Source organism: Kitasatospora sp. NPDC024654, from assembly GCF_055559155.1.
Genome location: NZ_JBVHLF010000229.1, coordinates 1 through 2,404, shown reverse-complemented (window position 1 = coordinate 2,404; position 2,404 = coordinate 1). Strand labels below are relative to the sequence as shown.

Annotated in this window: 1 protein-coding gene and 1 CRISPR repeat array; the gene reads left to right on the top strand. The window is 73.8% G+C overall.

The window, feature by feature from the left end:
- Positions 1–328: 328 nt before the first annotated feature.
- Positions 329–826, top strand: coding sequence for a hypothetical protein (locus ACZ38L_RS39165; RefSeq protein WP_465702879.1), 498 nt, complete (start codon positions 329–331; stop codon positions 824–826).
- A gap of 304 nt (positions 827–1,130) precedes the next feature.
- A CRISPR array of direct repeats spans positions 1,131–2,338; the repeat unit is 29 nt; unit sequence GGAGCAACCCCCGCTCGCGCGGGGCCGAC.
- Between the last annotated feature and the right edge of the window lie 66 nt (positions 2,339–2,404).

The following is a 2,404-nucleotide window of genomic DNA, read 5'->3' as shown; positions in this document are numbered from 1 at the left end:
CACCGAGATCCAGATCATGGAAGACGGAATCGCCTCCCGATCCCGGCACTGAACCGGGTTGCGCCGCAGGTCACAGGCTTAACGCAATGGTGTTGAGCACGACGTGAACATCAGCGACGTCCTGCGGGCGGAGAGCAAGGAACTGGATCGGAGGTTGGAGGGGCATGACCCGGTCGCTTTCACGCGGCGCCTGGCGGAGCGCATCGCGGGAGCAGGGGACGGATCGTCCACCGCCCGCGCCGTCATCCGGTCCGACCGGGCCCCGGCATCCGCCGGGCCGGCCCCGGCGGCGCGGGCCCCGCAACACCGAGCCCAACTGGATCCGCTGATGACGGTGACTCGGGCCGAGCTGAGGCTCGACCTGGAGCACCTGTGCGCGGCCGTGGTCAGTCAGGCCAGCCCGGAGGCCTTGGCCGGCTTCGTCGGCGCCTGTGACGAGGCGGCCGCCACGATGTTCGGCTGCCTGCTCTACGGGCTGGGACGCGGTTGCGACGCGGCGTTCTGGTGGGGGTTCGCGGCCGGGGCCGAGGACGCTCTGGCCGCGACCTGCCTGACCCTCTATCACGCCAGCGTGGGTCAGGAGGAGCTCGCCGCCCTGTGGCGGGCGCGGATGGACAAGGCCACCGAGCTCGACCCCGACCGGCTCCTCGCGGCTCCGGACGGGCCGGTTGAGGATCCGGCCGAGGTCGCCCGGACCGTCACCGAGCTGTCCGAGGGCGAGACCCTCAAGCACTTCGTCTCCCCTCCGCCGGGGGACGGACGGGTGGTCAGGGGCCGCTCGCGCCGCCGACGGGCGCTCGCGCCGGCCTGGGGCTGGGATCAATAGCGACAGTGCGGGCCGGTCACCGGCCAAGGCTGGTCGCCACGCCCGCCTCCCGGAGCCGTACCTCTACCTGGAGGCGGGCGGCCTGAGGATCGTCTTGCGGCACCGCCTTCGGCCGCCGACCCGGACCGTGACCGCACTGCTCGTCCTCGCAGTCGGCCACCTCGCCAGCTGGTGGAACCCGATCCGGTAACACCGCTGCCCCCCGACAACCGTCGGGGGGCAGCGGCAGTACGCGGTGGTCACGGGAACATCCCCGCTCGCGCGGGGCCGACGGGCTGGCCGCCATGGCGGTGATGACCTGGTGGGAGCAACCCCCGTTCGCGCGGGGCCGACGAGGCCGTGCTGACGCCGGACGAGTCGCAGGCGGACCAACCCCCGCTCGCGCGGGGCCGACTCATGACCCACTGGGCCCGACGGCAGCGCGGGCGACGGCATGAACGCACCCGCGGAGCAACCCCCGCTCAAGCGGGGCCGACCCATCACGGGCGCGCTGCTCCTCGCGTCGTCGGGAGCAACACCCGCTCGCGCGGGGCCGACCAGGAACGTCCACGGGGCCAGGCCGGCCCTGCTGAGCAACCCCCGCTCGCGCGGGGCCGACTCTCCACCGGCAGCGATCGCACCAACGTGACGTGAGCAACACCCGCTCGCGCGGGGCCGACTGGTGGACTCTCCAGCACAGGGTCCGTGAGGCTGAGCAACCCCCGCTCGCGCGGGGCCGACTCGGACTTCCTCGCGGAGCTTGGCGATGAGCTGGAGCAACCCCCGCTCGCGCGGGGCCGACTCGCCGCGGCTGATGCTGCGGCGGTACGGGGGGAGCAACCCCCGCTCGCGCGGGGCCGACTCCCAGGTACCGGCCAAGGCTGCGGCGGCCCAAGAGCAACCCCCGCTCGCGCGGGGCCGACTCTGCGGAACGACAGCCGGGGGGCTTTTTGCCGGAGCAACCCCCGCTCGCGCGGGGCCGACATGACCACCCGCAACGAGACCGGCGTCGCCTGGGAGCAACCCCCGCTCGCGCGGGGCCGACGACACGGGAGCCACGGGCGAGATGCTGGGGGAGGAGCAACCCCCGCTCGCGCGGGGCCGACGCTGCCGGGGCGACTACAGGAAGCCAGGGAGAGGAGCAACCCCCGCTCGCGCGGGGCCGACGCGGCCGTGATGGTCAGCGCGGTGTCGGCGTCGGAGCAACCCCCGCTCGCGCGGGGCCGACGGCATCGAGACGGACCCGCGCCTGCCCAGCCCGGAGCAACCCCCGCTCGCGCGGGGCCGACTGCTCGTGTGCGCGCTCCTCGTCGGCCGACCAGGAGCAACCCCCGCTCGCGCGGGGCCGACGAACTGCCGGAACCTGATCTTGGAACGACTGGGGAGCAACCCCCGCTCGCGCGGGGCCGACACCAGGGCGGCCGGTGTGGTGTCTGCGGACCGGGAGCAACCCCCGCTCGCGCGGGGCCGACAGGGTGCGGACCTCTTCGACGGAGGCGGCAGCGGAGCAACCCCCGCTCGCGCGGGGCCGACACTTCGTGAGCTGCGACGATACCCCGCCAAGGCCACGGTTTTCATCACTTCATCAAGGAGTAGCAG